Origin of the sequence: Psychrobacillus sp. AK 1817 (genome assembly GCF_008807035.1) — a bacterium.
Lineage (GTDB): Bacteria > Bacillota > Bacilli > Bacillales_A > Planococcaceae > Psychrobacillus > Psychrobacillus faecigallinarum.
Genome location: NZ_CP031739.1, coordinates 2,312,435 through 2,327,885, shown reverse-complemented (window position 1 = coordinate 2,327,885; position 15,451 = coordinate 2,312,435). Strand labels below are relative to the sequence as shown.

The following is a 15,451-nucleotide window of genomic DNA, read 5'->3' as shown; positions in this document are numbered from 1 at the left end:
CCTAATAGCGACTAATAAACGACAATTGTAAATTATTGAACAAGTCGCGAAGGGGTGAATTGGAATGGTAGAAGAAAAGAAACCATTAGAGAAAAAAGAAATGTCCTTGATATGGGCGATCACGCCTTTATTAGTAATGATTTTAACAATGATTATTACTGTAGTTAAGTTGGAGCAAGGACCTCACATTCCGTTAATAGTTGGTACAATCATAGCAGCATTTGTTGCTTGGAAACATGGCTTTAAATGGGATGAAGTCGAGGAAATGATGTACAAGGGGATTAAACTAGCGCTTCCAGCGGTAGTCATCATTATATTGGTAGGTCTTATCATAGGAGCATGGATCGGCGGTGGTGTAGTTGCTACGATGATTTATTTCGGACTAAAAATCATAACGCCAGCTTTCTTCTTAGTAACAATTTGTGTAATTTGTATGATAGTATCGCTTGCAATTGGTAGCTCTTGGTCCACGATGGGGACAATTGGGGTTGCAGGTATGGGAATCGGGTTAAGTATGGGAATTCCGGCTGCTATGATAGCTGGAGCAGTTATCTCTGGAGCTTATTTTGGAGACAAAATGTCACCGTTGTCCGACACAACCAATCTAGCGGCAGGTCTTACAGGAACAGATTTATTCGTACATATTCGACATATGTTTTACACTACTATACCCGCAGCAGTTATTGCGTTAGTAGCTTATGGTCTATTAGGAATGAAATATAAAAACAGCAGCATTGATCAGGAGAGCATACAGCAAACAATAGGCGTGCTTGATCAAAGCTTTGTTATATCACCGTGGTTATTGCTAATTCCGTTAGCAGTAATTGTATTAGTTGCTCTAAAGGTACCTGCTATTCCAGCTTTAGTAGTTGGTATTTTACTAGGATTCCTATCTCAGATTTTTGTTCAAGGAGGAGACGTGGCTTCAGCTGTTAGTGCTCTTCAAAGTGGATATGAGATTAAAACAGGTAACGCAATGGTAGATGAACTGTTTAACCGTGGTGGGTTAGATTCTATGATGTACACGGTTTCAATGACGATTGTTGCAATGACCTTTGGTGGGATACTTGAGTTTTCAGGGATGCTTCAGTCTATTATGAATCAGATTTTAAAGCTTGCGAAGACAGCATTCTCTATGGTAGCTTCTACCATATTAGCATGTTTTACTACGAATGCTACTTGTTCAGAGCAATACATCTCGATCGTTGTACCAGCTAGAATGTTTTCTAAAGCGTACACGAATATGGGACTGCACTCTAAAAACTTATCACGAGCTTTAGAGGATGGAGGAACTTTGACATCGGTATTTATACCTTGGAACACTTGTGGTGTTTTCATATTAGGGACACTAGGGGTAGGAGCTTTTGAATATGCACCATATGCTATATTAAACTATACAGTGCCAATTCTATCTATTATCTATGCAGCAGTAGGTTTCTCCATTGTAAAAATCTCTGAGGAAGAAAAGCAAGAGATTTTAAACAAAGAGATTGCAGAAGCATAAAAAAGGAAAGTTCAGTGATAAGCTGAGCTTTCCTTTTCTTTTTAAGTGGCTTTTTAATGCCAAAAAGCTTTTTATGACCGGATAGAAAATTTTATAACCGTTCAGCAAAAATTACCTAGAACTCAGCAGGCTTTATATTTAATAGGTAGGAAAGTTAAATTCATATACCGCTCGAGGTCGCCCCTGCTGATAGGTCATTTCTTCACCAACGATGGATGCATAACCGTGATCCGACAACTTTTTAAGAATCCTTTCAGTTGTTCGCCTACTGACCTTTAAAAAGACTTCTAAATCATGTGCAGTAAACTCGACGGAATGGTGGATGCGACTAAATTGCATAATTTTAGAAAGATTAGCCGGGCTTAATTTTGTCTCTTTGGCTACTAAAACAAGCCTAGGATCGTTCGTTCTTAAGTCGATTTTAGTTTCATTCTGAAGGAGTGGACCTGTTAGTTGTTTTTCCTGGTTCATTAGATAGATATTGTTTTTTGTAGCATGTCTTAAGGCATCCTTAGCGTTTTCACTAGCTTCTAACACTGTCGTGCCATACCCAAAGGCAATGCGGACGGGGGTGCTAAAAAGGTCGAACCAGCTATTCACCACGTTGCTCTCCAAGGCAAGTTGAACCTTTCCTTGAGTAGTGAAAAGCATATAAAGCAGGTCATCGACTTTAACAATCGAAGCGTCTATGGAATTTGTTACTTTATTCAAGGAGGTTGCTGAACTAGAGTCCTCCTGGTCTAGCAAAATAGAGCAAACGGCAATTTTGGAGGCTTCACTTTTTGCGAGAATTGCTAATGAATTGGTTTCTTCAATCGCTTTTAAAATAGAGTTTTTTGGGTCAATCATTCGAACGACAGGTATTCCACTTTGCATCAAAGATTCATAAACAGCGTGGACAGAAGTAATTGCAAGCTTTGTTTTTCCGGCATTTTGTAGGTTAATATGAAAAGACACCACCTCTTCTAAAGAGAATGCAGGATCAATTTGCATAAGAAAGGGAACTGCAGCTGTTTGGTTGATATCCTGTAAGACGCTTTCTACAAGTCTTGGTTCTATTAAGTCCATGGAAATTTGATGAATAGGTGTATGACAAGTTGCTAATAATGTAGTAGCAACAGAAGTACTATCCTGCTTTAAATAATAGGAAGGTACAGGCAAGAGCTCTCTCTCTTTTTTTGCATATAGGTAGGGGAGCGAACCAGAGAAAAATACAGCAGCGCATGGTTTTATATTTTTTACTAGTTCCTTCGCCTCTTTTGGAGTATTATAGTGATAATAATCCAATCGGATAAAAGGCATCTCATGTTCGAAATGCTTCAAGCGTTCTATAAAGTTTGTAGAGCCAAGAACTGCTATACGTGATTGCATGATATCCCCCTTTTTTTATGTATTTAACGACTATTTAACGACAACTATAACCAAAAAATAAAAATATGTAAAGGAAGTTAGAAAAATATGAAAATTAAAGAAATAGAAATATCTGCTATTAGATTACCATTAATCGATCCATTTATCATTAGTTATCATACGTACGATGATATGCCTTCTATCATAGTGAAGCTCACAACAGAAGAAGGCCTAGTTGGATATGGAGAGGCAGTCGCAGACGAGCACGTAACAGGAGAAACATGGGAGAGTACATATGCTATGCTAAAAAATACTTTAGCACCAGCCTTAATCCGAGAAAATCCGATGGAATTTGAGCGACTTCATGAAAAGATGGATAAAGCTGTCTACCAAGCACCAGCAGCTAAAGCAGCCTTAGACATTGCTTGCTACGATGTGGTCGGTAAAAAACTCGGTGTTCCAGTATACCAATTGCTAGGTGGGCGTTATCATGAAAGATTTCCAGTTACTCATGTATTGAGCATAGGCTCCCCAGAATCTATGGCAGAAGAAGCAGAAAAACGTATGAAAGAGGGCTATACTTCATTTAAAATGAAAGTAGGAACAGAAGTACAGGCTGATGTAAAACGAATCCAAGCAGTTAGAGAAAAAGTGGGCAATGAGATTGCCATTCGAGTAGACGTAAATCAGGGTTGGAAGAATAGTGCTAATACTATTTCTGCGATGCGTCAGCTAGAGCATACAGGACTAGATTGGCTGGAACAGCCTGTAATGGCAGATGATTTTAACGGAATGGTGGAGGTCAAGGCAAAAACTAGTACCCCCCTTATGATGGACGAAGGCTTGAGAGGACTTCGTGATATGCGTGAGTTAATAGAGAAGCAAGCTGCACACAAAGTGAATATTAAGCTGATGAAATGTGGCGGTATATATCCCGCTATGAAGCTTGCTCATATGGCTGAAATGGCAGGCTTAGAATGTCAAATCGGTTCTATGGTCGAGTCTTCCATTGGTTCAGCCGCAGGATTTCATGTAGCATTCTCTAAAAAAGCATTTACGAGTGTCGAATTGACGGGTCCACTTAAGTTCTCGAAGGACGTTGGAAATTTGCGCTATGATGTTCCTTTTATTAAACTTAATGAGCGACCAGGTTTAGGTATAGACGTGGATGAAGAAGTGTTAAAAGAGTTAACAGAGTTCTCCGATAAAGTAATGAAGTAAGAGGAAGTGCATCAATGAAAGAGTGGATAGTCAGTCTTGGGGAAAAAGAGTACCCAGCTCGAGAGTTAACAAAGGACAATATAGAACAAATTTTAGCCTTACAGGACATTGTCTTGCAAAACTTAGATAATAAAGAGTTTTTACAGCCCCTTACAAAGGAGGAATTCGAAGACTCTCTAGAGCACCGTTTAATGGTAGGTGTATTTGCAGGTGAGGAGCTAATCGCATTTCGCACCCTTGCGATTCCAGCAATGGACAAGCATCATTTAGGATATGATATTGGTCTTTCGGAAGAACAATTAGGTGACGTTGTCTATCAAGAAATTACGAATGTCCATCCTACATACCGCGGTTACGGCCTCCAAAGAAAACTAGCGGACCTTGTAATGGAGCTTATGCAAGATTCTACATACATCTATATTTGTGCGACGGTAGCACCATTTAACTTTGCCAGCTTAAAAGACAAGTTAAGCCAAGGAATGGTTATTAAAGCTCTCAAACGTAAGTATGATAATATGCTGCGTTACATATTTTACAAGAGAATCGATGGAAATGATTTTATAACATTTGGCGAAAAAGAGCTCCATATGAAAATGGGGGACATAGAGGAACAGCAAAAATTACTAGCAGCGGGCTGGGTAGGCACAAGTATCTTCCAAAAAGACGAAGAATGGTTCGTTGTATATAAGGAAACGCTATAAAGCGATTATAGACCCTTAATGAAAATTCATTAGGGAGTCTATAATCGACAAAGCTCCCTAAATAGTTTTGAAGTAACCAAAAGGTTTTATCTCACTTGAGGTCTTAAAATAATATGTAAGGCAAATAAATCATTTTTATCTACTGGGATTACGACCCATTAAGGTAAAAATGATTTTTTTATTAGAGAATCAGGTATATATTTTTTCAAATTTTTTATGAAGTTCCTGTGCAAGCTTGTCACAAACAGGAGTATTGTGTTGGATGAAGAGCTGCATCCTCTCTTTTCTTCAGTCAAATGTATGAGAACCATTCAAGACCTTTGACTGAATGCGCGATACTTCGATTCCCTTATATTTAAAATAGTAAGAATATTTTAAGGGGTGTTTGACGATGAAAACTTTATATCAGGATTCACGATTTTGGTTAATTATATTTGCTAATATAGCTTCCTCTATTGGCTCAGGAATAACGATGATTGCAATTCCTTGGATGCTAGTGACGAGTGACGATGGCAATGCTGTATTTGGGTACATTACAATTTCTATGACTATCATTAGTTTTATAATTACGCCCTTTGTAGGTTCTTTAGTGGATAGAATGTCCAGAAAGAAATTACTTTTAATCAGCGAAGTGGTTTGTTTAGTTGTATTATTGTTTTTTGCCTCTATTGGATTTTTAGGTTTATCCTATGAAATCTGGCACTATACACTAATTTATATGATTGGTAGTCTATATTACACAATTTTTTATCCAACCATGTTTGCGATGAATCAAGAAATTTTCCATAAGGATCAGTATAAGTCTTTAAATGGAACGATGGAGGTACAGGGCCAGCTTTCTAGTATGATTGCTGGGGGAGTGGCGAGTATTTTACTGATGAAATGGGATTTACATTATATTTTATTATTAGATGTATTGACGTACGGAGCAGCGATATACTTTTATGTTAAGCTACCTTACACAAGAGTAAAACGACCGAAGGCAGAAAAGGTGGAGAAAGGTAAAACGTGGGAAGGCTTAGTTTATATGTTGGCTCGTCCAACCATGTTTGTCTTTTTAGTATTTTCTTTTATGCCTTTTATAGGGGTCATGCTAACAAATTATTTGTTTCCTGTTTATCTAGTTGAGGTGTTAGACGCGGATGCAAGTGTATATGGTTTAGAAGGGATGATATATGCTGCTGGTGCAGTGCTAGCAGGTATTGTTGTTCCTATTCTGGCGCAAAAACTAGGAAATGAGAAGACAATCATTTTAGGAGTGCTTATTTATACGGTTGCGATTTCCATGATAGTCTTTGTTGAACTACCTATTTACTTAACATTAATGTTGTTTTTAGCGATTGGAAACAGTGGAGCTCGGGTTGCGAGGAATTCCTTCCTGATGGATCAAATTCCAAACGAAATCATTGGTAGGGTTGATAGTTTGTTTCGTTCCATTGGTTTACTCATAAGAATTTTATTGCTAGCCCTTTTTACTGGAATGGTTTCTTCAGGTCTAATCGTCATGTGTTTCTATGTTCTAAGTGGCGTATTGGTCGTGTCTGCCTTTATGGTGACGATCAGCTGGAAGAGGGGCTTTGAGGTTAAAAAGAAAAAGACGATATGTCTAGAAGAAGTTAGTATGTAGAAGTATACATTTCAAATAATAAGTTGTATGTTTGGGGGGCTTAGGGTAATGGATGAAGTCCCAAATGATGAACGAGCAAATGGATTTCGCTGAAGAATCGCAACCATGGAGATGCTTAGAAGTATATATAAGATTTACATTTGAACAGGATGATAAAATTTTAATAAGTAATTAAATGCTACTACAAAAAGTTAATAAGTAATATAGCTGCCTAATAAAAATGGGCAGTTTTTTTATATTCGCTTGATAGGGAAAGTAAGCGAGAGTCGAATTGCCCTTCTTCCATATCTTTTTATGAAGTCTCGTAATTTTAGAGTACAAAGAATAGTGAAAATTAATAGTGTTATCGAGTAGAACAGGTTGATTTTACTATATTCCTTGTTTATAATGAAAGACGACTCAATAATGATAATCGTTATCAATAAAATTGAGAAAAATAATTTTTTATGGGGATTACAAATGAGATTATGGATATTAGTAGTAGCAACTATTATCCTATCCTTTATTTCGCTATTTATAGGAGCCATTGATATTAAACCGAGTGATCTGCTTGATTGGGACTCCCAAAAGACCCAAATCTTTTTAATGAGTCGATTGCCACGCTTAATGGCAATTATATTAGCTGGTGCAGGAATGGGTATTGCGGGCTTAATTATGCAAAGCTTAAGCCGAAACAAATTCGTATCACCGACAACGGCTGGTACACTTGATGCAGCAAAACTAGGTGTTATAGTTTCGATGATATTCTTTACAAATATGTCTTATATGGGACAGATTTTCTTTAGTTTTACATTTGCTCTAATTGGAACTTTTATCTTTATGCAATTGCTTGAGCGTATTAAATTTAAGGATGTTATTTTCGTACCTTTAATCGGTATTATGTACGGTAATATCATTGGGGCCATCTCAACATTCTTAGGATATGAAGCAGATGTTTTACAAAATGTTGAATCATTCTTTTTAGGGAGCTTTACATTAGTTGTCTCTGGGCGCTATGAATTACTATACGTAGCTGTACCAGCGATTATTATTGCTTATATTTATGCAAATAAATTCACTGTAGCAGGTATGGGTGAGGATTTTGCAAAAAACTTAGGCCTAAGTTATCGTACAGTGTTAAATATAGGTCTTGTCATTGTAGCGATAATTTCTACAACGGTTGTTTTAACAGTAGGTATTATCCCATTCTTAGGTTTAATCGTTCCTAACCTTGTTTCTTTGTATCTGGGAGATAATTTACGCAAGACAATACCGCATACTATTTTCATGGGTGCTGCATTCTTACTCGCATGTGATATTATAAGCCGTTTAATTGTCCATCCATATGAAATTCCGGTTAATACGACAGTCGCCGTAATTGGCAGTGCGATCTTCTTAATTATGTTGTTTAGGGGGAAAGCATATGCGAAAAAATAGTACCAAGCTAATTATTTTAGGTGTTATTGCGTTAATATTTATGGCGTTGTTTGCATTTTATAATATTCAGGGTGGTTTCAGTTATGCCTTTCCAAAGCGTTTAGAGCGTTTAGCTGCAATGGTTATTACTGGTACAGCAATTGCATATGCGACGGTTATATTCCAGACTGTAACACATAACCGTTTATTAACACCTTCCGTAATGGGTATTGACTCTATGTATCAAGTAGTGCAAACGGTAATATACTTTACAGCAGGTTCAGCTTCTGTTTTCGTCGTAAGCCGTTACTTAAACTTTAGTGTATCTATTATTGCGATGGTAATTTTCGCTTTAATCTTATATCGTTTTTTATTCCGAGCAGATAAATATCCAATTTTCCTTCTATTGTTAGCGGGTATGATTATTGGAACCTTGTTAGGAAGTCTAGTAACATTCATGCAAGTTATTATTGATCCTGTAGAGTATGAAAGTCTACAAGCTCGATTGTTTGCAAGCTTTATGAATGTGAAAACAGAATTGTTACTTATTGCAATAGTTATACTGGGACTTGCATTTTTGTATGGTTCTCGATTATTGAGAGATTTGAATGTTGTATCATTAGGTCGAGATAATGCCATCAATCTAGGTGTTAACTATGACAGAATCGTACTACAAGTTTTAATATTATCTTCTGTGTTAATAGCTACTTCAACAGCGTTAGTTGGACCTGTCACATTCTTAGGTTTAATTGTAGCGAATGTAGCGTATCAATATTTAGACACCTATAAACATTCTGTATTGATTGTTGGGGCGAGCCTGATTAGTATTATAGCGCTTGTCGGAGGACAATTTCTCGTGCAGCATGTATTCCATTTGAATACAACGATTAGTGTAATAATTAACTTTGTCGGTGGGATTTACTTTATTTACTTATTACTAAAGGAAAGTAGGAAAGCAGAATGATTGAAATTAAAGAGCTTTCTAAAAGCTTTGGGAAAAAAACGGTCGTTGAAAATGTAACATTAAAAATCCAACCAAAGGCTATCACTTCTTTTATTGGCCCAAATGGTGCTGGTAAATCCACTTTGTTATCAATGGTGAGCCGACTATTAGATGCTGATACAGGGGATGTATTTTTAGATCAAACGGACGTAAAGAAAATGAAGTCAGATACTTTTGCAAAGCGAGTAGCTATTTTAAAACAGGCAAACCACTTAAATATACGTTTAACTGTTCGCGAGCTTGTTTCCTTTGGTCGCTATCCGTATTCCAAGGGCCGACTAAATGCAGAGGATGAAAAATTGGTCGACCAAGCACTGGAATATATGAACTTAACCGAGATGCAAGATAATTTTTTAGATGAGTTATCGGGTGGTCAAAAGCAGCGTGCATTTATTTCAATGGTTATTGCTCAGGATACAGAATATATTTTATTAGATGAGCCCTTAAATAATCTAGATATGAAACATTCTGTACAAATTATGAAAATTTTACGCAAGCTTGTAGATGATTTAGGGAAAACTGTAGTCATTGTATTACATGACATTAACTTTGCTTCTGTATACTCTGATCGCATCGTAGCATTAAAGGATGGCCGTCTTGTAAAGGATGGTCCAACGCATGAGATTATTAACTCGGAAGCTTTACGTGATGTATACGATATGGATATTCCTGTACAAGTGCAAGATGGTTGCCGTATTTGCGTATACTTTAATTCTCATTAATTTTTTCAGCAAAATGTTTCTATCTCTAATAGGTAGGAGATTCAATATGCGTGCATGAGTCTAGACACTTATGCACGCATTTAATGCGGTTTAAATGAGAATGAGAATTAATTGCAAAAATAAGTTGACAAATTTTGTGCGTTTCATTTAAACTGATTACAGATGAATGAAAATGATAATCATTTTCAATTAAAGAAAGTATTTCTAGGAGGAAGCAAAAGATGAAGAAATGGAAATTTTTAACTGCGTTAGCAGCTTTAACATTAATGCTGGGAGCATGTAACTCAGATGACGAATCATCAGCTGGAGAATCTACTGATAAAGAAACACCTGTTGCAGAAAATGAGGTTGCGGAAACTTCTGCATTCCCAATGACAGTATCTTCCTTAACTGCTTCACGTGAAGATGAAGAAAAAGGTACAACAATCACATTTGAAGATGTTACATTAGAAAAAATGCCTGAACGTATTATCACATTGGACTATGGTTTCTTAGATACACTTGATGCTTTAGGTGTGGAAGGTATCGTAGGAATCGCAGCTGGCGGTGGTAAAGGTAACATCCCTCCGCACTTAAAAGAAAAATATGTTGTTGACGGTGTTGCTGATGTTGGTACATTAAAACAAATTGACTTTGAAGCAGTAGCTGCTGCTGAACCAGATGTTATTTTTATCTCTGGTCGTCAATCTCCATTCTATGAAGAATTGAAAGAAATCACACCGAACGTAGTATTCATCGGTTCTGATAACCAAAACTATATTGATGCTGTAAATGAAACAGTTGACTTAGCAGCTCAAATCTTTGATAAAGAAACTGAAGCTAAAGAATTAAAAGCAGCGTTACAAGAGAAAGTAGATGCTGTGAAAGAAAAAGCAGCAGGTTATGAAAACGCATTAGTAGCAATGTACAACGATAAGAAAATCTCTGGTTTCGATAACGGGGCAGATTCTCGTTTTGCTTACGTATATAATGACTTTGGCTTTAAACCAGCGACTACTGATATTGAAGCTTCATCACACGGTTCTGATTTCTCTTACGAGTCAATCCTTTCTGTTGACCCAGAAGTATTACTAATTATTGATCGTACTGCTTCTGATGTAGAAACAATTAAAGCAGACATCGAAAATGATATTATCAAACAAACTCGTGCTTACAAAGAAGGCAAAATCGTATACCTAGACGGTGTTAACTGGTACTTCTCAAGCAACGGTGTAACAACAGAAACAGAAAAATTAGATGAAATCTTAAATGAATTAAAATAATTTTTTGAATCTCAACAAAAGGTACCCTATAAGATAGACACTTTGAAAAAAGGTCATCTTATAGGGTATTTTTGTTTTAAAGAAAATCCTATATGAGAAAAAATAGCTATGAAAATCGTATAAGGAGCGTATAGAAACGGTAAAATGGCGGCAAATTAATCAGCTCTTATGTCTACTTTCAAAAATCAATATAACGTAAAGCTTGAAACTATTTCTTCTTTCGACCGTATAAAGAAGTATGAATAAAAGAAAGAAGGATGGATAAATGGCTTATGTATTTATTATTTCAGCCGTAGTCGCAGTTGTCACTGCATTACTAGTTGTCCCACTTAGCGGCGATCGAAAGGATAAAATTTCTTCTATTGCTTTACTAACAATCCTAACGTTCGTTGTAGTCGCAATTATATACTATGTAACCAATTTAGATAGAAACTGGACTGCCTTATGGCCTTGGCTAGTGATTATAACTTTTGCAGGAACATTTTTGGCGAGAGGTGCAGAACAAAAAGTAAAAGGAGTTCTTTTACTAGGAAGTTTAGCTTTAACGGTTTATATGCTTTCAGCTCCTGTATGGAATGCTGATAAGAAGTACGAAGTAGCAAAAATGGATGAACAAGTGGAAATTGAAGCATTCGATGAAACAAAGACACCAGCGAGTGTTCCTCCTAAGTTTGCTCGTAATAAAATGAAGAAGGCATTTGGGCAAGTGCCAAACACAAGCTATTATGAATTGGGTAATTTACAAATTCAAAAAGTAGATGGCAAGTACGTTTATATTGCACCCGTAGAATTTTCAGGATTCTTCAAGTGGTGGAATGGGGATGTTACTCCAGGGTATTTTACAATGAGTGCAACCGATTCAGCGGATAATCCGAAATTTGTAAAAGCAGATATGACTTATACACCATCTTCGTATCTTCATAAAAATTTGGAAAGACATATGCGTATGAAGCATCCGAACAAAATCTTTTATGGAGATGCACAATTAGAAATTGATGAAGATGGTAAGCCGTATTATATCCGATCATATGGTAAATTCATCGCAGCTCGTAACGGTTTTGATGTAGAAGGTATTGTCGTTGTAGACCCTTCAACAGGCCAAACAGAATCGTTTGCGCTTGCAGATGTCCCAGAATTTATCGATGGTGCGGTGTCACCAGAGACTGTTAGCTTACAAAATAGCTATTACGGAAAATATGTACATGGGTTTATCAATAGCTTGATTGGTAAAAAGGACGTGAGGCTACCTTCAGATGAGGGAACAGAGGCAAACGTCAGCCCAATCTTCACTGAAAATGGAGAAATGTATTATTTTACAGACTTTACGAGTCCAAAAGAAGGTGTAGATTCTATGCTTGGCTATTCCTTGACGGACGGACGAACAGGCAAAGCGACCTACTACACTGGAAACCTTGAGGATTCCTATATGGACTCTCAAGGGGCACTTCAAATTATTGAAAAGAAATTTATTGAAAAGAAATGGTCCGGAGAAATGCCAGTTCTGTATAATTTCTACGGAGAGGCAAGCTGGCTAACACCAGTACTAGATTCAAACGGATTCTTACAGAATTACTTTATCGTCTCAGCCGCTAACCCAGAAATATCGGTATATGGTAATACACCGAATGAGGCATTAAAACTCTATAAAACAGCAATTCAGCGTGGAGGAAGTACAGTAGATGGTAGTTCAAGCGCTGAGGAAAAATCAGTCTCTGGCACAATAGTACGTGTATTTAAAGAACGTGTGGGAGACTTCACGCAAGTATCGTTCTTGCTAGACAATAAAACAAATTACATCGTCTCTTCAGAAATGGCACCATTCGTTGTTTATATGGAAGTAGGCGATAAGGTACAGGTGAAGTACTTAGAAACTGGAGAGCTATTCTTACCAGTGAAGGAAGTAACGATAGAAGGTATTGAATAACTGAATAGAGAGTGACTTACTCTTAATAGCTGCGCCCATTCTATGCCCTCCCAAGGCTAGAATGGGACTTTTTATGTCAAAAGTAACTCATGTCTAACGAGATGAATACGCTAATGAAAATCATTTGAACAATGGAGGAAGTAGTATAGGGTATTTCGTAAATGTAGAACCAGGTGTGAATTTATATGTGGAAGACATAAATCCTACCGGCTCAAAAACCATCTTGTTTGTTCATGGCTGGCCGTTAAGTCACAAGCAGTTTGAGTATCAGTTTGATGTGCTCCCACATATGGGATATCGCTGTATAGGTCTGGATTGGAGAGGATTTGGCCAGTCTGATAAACCAATAGACGGGTACACGTATGATAGGCTGGCGGATGATATTCTAGCAATAGTAGATGCACTTCAATTAGATGATTTTGCACTAGTAGGTCATTCAACAGGAGGGGCAATAGCTATACGCTATATGTCTAGGCACAAAGGAAAAGGTGTTACCTATCTTGTTTTAGTGGATCCTGCAGCACCAACAGGTTTTACAAAAGACACAGCTGACCATTTTTTACATTTAGCATTGAATGATCGACCTAAGATGATGCGAGAAGTAACGGATAGTTTCTTTTTTCAATATGCTACGGAGGAGTTTTGTGATTGGTTCTTTCACATGGGATTGCAAGCAGCTGGGTGGTCTACAGCAGCAGTCATCGAGTTACTTAGAGATGAAAATGTTCAACAGGATCTACGCCAAATAGTTGCACCAACGATTATTGTACATGGCATCCATGATAGGGTAATCCCTTTTTCTCAAGCTGAGGAAATTCATCAGCAAATTTCAAACTCACAATTGTTGCCGTTTTACTACAGTGGTCATGGTCCCTTCTGGGAGGAAAGAGAAAGGTTTAATCGCTTGTTAATGGACTTTATTTAATTAAAGCTTGCTGGTGATTCTGACTAGACCTAGAAAAAATATTTTCGAGGTCTTTTTTTTAATTTCTCCCAACTTGTACATAAACATAATTGAAAGTAGCTAAAAGGAAAGATATGCTAATAGTAATAGCAATTGAAGGAGGAAATGTAATGGATGTATTTATCGTAACGGGATCAACTAACGGTATTGGACAAGAGTTAGTAAAGCAATTACTAGACAACAATAAAGTGGTATATGGGATTGCTAGAGGAGAAAGTAAATTTGAGCATTCTAATTATCATCACTTCATATTAGATTTAGCTAAAACTGAAAAAATAGCGGAAACTATGGAAGAGTTGATGAATGAAGTCATAGAGGCTGCAACGACTATAACACTTATCAATAACGCAGGAACAATTGAACCTATCGGGACAGCGGGAGATATAGATAACAATTTAGTGGCAAAAAGTATTGCAGTAAACTTAACTGCGCCTATGATTTTGACGGGAACATTTATAAAGATGACAGAACAAAAAGAAATTCCAAAGAAGGTTATGCAAATCTCTTCTGGCGCGGGCCGTAAGGGATATGAGGGGTGGAGCAGCTATTGTGCTGGGAAGGCTGGTCTAGATCGATTTACTGAAGCAGTTCAGCTGGAGGAGGCAAGCAAATCTAATGGAGTGAAATTGGTTTCGATTGCTCCAGGAATTATTGATACAAATATGCAAGGTAGAATTCGGGAATCCACGGAAAGTGAGTTTCCATTAGTAGATCGTTTCAAGGAATATAAGAATACCGGTCAGTTAAGTAGTGCGGAGGAAGTTGCTTCCAAACTAATTAGATTTGTGGAAAGCGAACAATATTATACAAGCGAAGTTGTAACAGATTTACGACAACTGTAAGGAGTCGTTTTATCTTTTTGTGAAAATCCGATACAATAGAGGATAGAGTAGATTGTGAAATGGAGGCCTAGTTGTGCGTGAAGTAGCAACATTACAAAAAGAAGCAATGGATATGCTGAAGAAAACAAGCAGAACCTTTTATATACCAATTACTTTTTTAGAACCTACTCTAAAAAAGGCGGTTGCCTCTGCATATCTCTGTATGCGTGCAATTGACGAGATTGAAGACCATGAAACATTAGATTCACAAGCAAAACAGCGTTTACTATTAGAAACTAGCAAAATGCTGGTAAATGATTTTGATAAAAAAGAATATGAAATGCTTGTAGCTCCATATCAAGAAACTCTGCCAGCAGTTTCCTTAAGACTGGGAGATTGGCTTGAAATTTGTCCGAAAGATCTAGTAGAGACTGTTAAGACCTATACTGCTGAAATGGCAGAAGGAATGGCAAAGTGGACAAAGAAGGAATGGCAAGTAAAAACAAAAGAAGACTTGGACGAGTATACGTACTATGTAGCTGGGCTTGTTGGTGTAATGCTTTCTGACCTATGGAAATGGAATGCTGACATTGAAACAGACCGTGATTTAGCAATTGCTTATGGTCGAGGCCTACAGGCAGTAAATATTTTACGTAATAAGGAAGAGGATAGTGAGCGCGGGGTTCAGTTTTTCCCAGAAGGATGGACACGAGCAGATATGTTTGAATATGCTGAGGGCAACCTAGCTAAAGCGGATGAATATATTAAAAGCATTAATCGCAAAAGCATCCTATTATTCTGCAAGCTACCTCTTGCATTAGCTCACAAAACATTAAAAGCACTAAAGAATGGACAAGAAAAAATGTCCCGTTCGGAAGTTGAAGAAACCGTTGTAGAAGTACAAGCGGAAGTTTAAATATACGTAAAAATCCCGAGACATGAGTTCTCGGGATTTTT

General features: G+C 37.2%; 14 protein-coding genes. 13 read left to right on the top strand and 1 reads right to left on the bottom strand.

The genetic code is table 11. From position 1 onward, the window contains the following. Window positions 1-64: 64 nt before the first annotated feature. Window positions 65-1,504, top strand: a complete 1,440-nt coding sequence (gene nhaC / locus D0S48_RS11485) for a Na+/H+ antiporter NhaC (RefSeq protein WP_151111756.1) — start codon at window positions 65-67, stop codon at window positions 1,502-1,504. A gap of 138 nt (window positions 1,505-1,642) precedes the next feature. Here nhaC and D0S48_RS11480 read toward each other — a convergent pair whose 3' ends face one another. Continuing rightward, window positions 1,643-2,875 (bottom strand): transcriptional regulator, encoded by a 1,233-nt coding sequence (locus D0S48_RS11480; protein ID WP_151111754.1) that lies wholly within the window; start codon window positions 2,873-2,875, stop codon window positions 1,643-1,645. An 87-nt stretch (window positions 2,876-2,962) separates the two neighbouring features. Between D0S48_RS11480 and D0S48_RS11475 the strand changes: the two genes are divergently transcribed. The 12 genes from D0S48_RS11475 to D0S48_RS11425 all read left to right on the top strand — a co-directional run bounded on the left by D0S48_RS11475 (window position 2,963) and on the right by D0S48_RS11425 (window position 15,410). Next, window positions 2,963-4,075 carry a mandelate racemase/muconate lactonizing enzyme family protein gene (locus tag D0S48_RS11475; RefSeq protein ID WP_151111752.1) on the top strand — a complete coding sequence of 371 codons (1,113 nt, stop codon included), beginning with the start codon at window positions 2,963-2,965 and terminating at the stop codon, window positions 4,073-4,075. 14 nt (window positions 4,076-4,089) lie between these two features. Continuing rightward, entirely contained in the window at window positions 4,090-4,776 is a 687-nt protein-coding gene (locus D0S48_RS11470) for a GNAT family protein (RefSeq protein ID WP_151111750.1), read from the top strand. A gap of 391 nt (window positions 4,777-5,167) precedes the next feature. After that, the gene (locus D0S48_RS11465) at window positions 5,168-6,403 is read left to right on the top strand and encodes an MFS transporter (protein ID WP_151111748.1); all 1,236 of its coding nucleotides are present in this window, start codon (window positions 5,168-5,170) and stop codon (window positions 6,401-6,403) included. Window positions 6,404-6,455: 52 nt separating this feature from the next. Continuing rightward, a complete protein-coding gene (locus D0S48_RS21115; RefSeq protein ID WP_255475357.1) occupies window positions 6,456-6,578 on the top strand; it encodes a hypothetical protein in 123 nt (40 codons plus the stop codon). A 284-nt stretch (window positions 6,579-6,862) separates the two neighbouring features. Continuing rightward, window positions 6,863-7,819, top strand: a complete 957-nt coding sequence (locus tag D0S48_RS11460; RefSeq protein ID WP_144538308.1) for an ABC transporter permease — start codon at window positions 6,863-6,865, stop codon at window positions 7,817-7,819. Beyond that, a complete protein-coding gene (locus tag D0S48_RS11455) occupies window positions 7,806-8,762 on the top strand; it encodes an iron chelate uptake ABC transporter family permease subunit (RefSeq protein WP_151111746.1) in 957 nt (318 codons plus the stop codon). Before D0S48_RS11460 ends, D0S48_RS11455 begins: the two co-directional genes overlap by 14 nt. Next, entirely contained in the window at window positions 8,759-9,523 is a 765-nt protein-coding gene (locus D0S48_RS11450; protein ID WP_151111744.1) for an iron ABC transporter ATP-binding protein, read from the top strand. The genes D0S48_RS11455 and D0S48_RS11450 overlap by 4 nt, the downstream gene beginning before the upstream one ends. Window positions 9,524-9,744: 221 nt before the next feature. Further along, window positions 9,745-10,785, top strand: coding sequence for a siderophore ABC transporter substrate-binding protein (locus tag D0S48_RS11445; RefSeq protein ID WP_151111742.1), 1,041 nt, complete (start codon window positions 9,745-9,747; stop codon window positions 10,783-10,785). Window positions 10,786-11,050: 265 nt separating this feature from the next. Continuing rightward, window positions 11,051-12,709 carry a hypothetical protein gene (locus tag D0S48_RS11440; protein WP_151111740.1) on the top strand — a complete coding sequence of 553 codons (1,659 nt, stop codon included), beginning with the start codon at window positions 11,051-11,053 and terminating at the stop codon, window positions 12,707-12,709. A gap of 145 nt (window positions 12,710-12,854) precedes the next feature. Then, window positions 12,855-13,634 carry an alpha/beta fold hydrolase gene (locus tag D0S48_RS11435; protein ID WP_151113799.1) on the top strand — a complete coding sequence of 260 codons (780 nt, stop codon included), beginning with the start codon at window positions 12,855-12,857 and terminating at the stop codon, window positions 13,632-13,634. A 149-nt stretch (window positions 13,635-13,783) separates the two neighbouring features. Then, window positions 13,784-14,515, top strand: a complete 732-nt coding sequence (locus tag D0S48_RS11430) for an SDR family NAD(P)-dependent oxidoreductase (protein ID WP_151111738.1) — start codon at window positions 13,784-13,786, stop codon at window positions 14,513-14,515. A 73-nt stretch (window positions 14,516-14,588) separates the two neighbouring features. Beyond that, window positions 14,589-15,410 (top strand): squalene/phytoene synthase family protein, encoded by an 822-nt coding sequence (locus tag D0S48_RS11425; RefSeq protein ID WP_225321611.1) that lies wholly within the window; start codon window positions 14,589-14,591, stop codon window positions 15,408-15,410. The last annotated feature ends 41 nt before the right edge of the window (window positions 15,411-15,451 follow it).